The 528-nt window shown below is 58.0% G+C and carries 1 pseudogene; it reads right to left on the bottom strand.

What is annotated here, in order from left to right:
• A pseudogene (locus tag J5224_RS34990) lies at window positions 1-528 on the bottom strand (insulinase family protein); the annotation flags it as partial.

Here is a 528-nt window from a genome sequence, read left to right as displayed (position 1 = left end):
TTGCCACTTCGCTCAGATAACGCGGATCGCCATAGTGGCGATCGCTCAATATCAAGCGCCGCTGCTGGGTGGTGAAATCGTTATGACGCCCTTGCTCTGCGCGGATAAACTGCTGGCGCTGCTGTTCAACATCTTCAGCGGTAATCAACTGCGGCAAGTTCGCCAGCACCTGTTCGGCACGCTGCCACAGCTCATGGCCCCGTTCAGGAGAAGCGGTAAAGCTTATCTCGGTCTCGATGCGCTGGGCTTTGTCTGCCAGCTCGCTGTCGAGGCGCATGCGGTAAATACCCAGCGCCTCATCGCGCAGGCTGTTTTTCAGATATTTATTTGCCAGATTGCGCGCAATGCTGACTTGTACTGCCGCCTGTGGCGTCCAGGGTTGTTCGGTGTAACTCCAGGCCCGCACTTCTGAGCGCGGCTCGATATTCAATGCCACGGTGGATTCGCGCGTGCCAGCCAGTGCCAGATGCGGCGTGACGGCAGGTTGGCTAGTGCGCGGCAATGATGCCAGATAACGTTCCACCAACG

The sequence above is a fragment of the Candidatus Symbiopectobacterium sp. NZEC135 genome, from assembly GCF_025962695.1.
The sequence above is the reverse complement of the archived record's forward strand: the minus strand, read 5'-3'. Positions and strand labels throughout refer to the sequence as shown.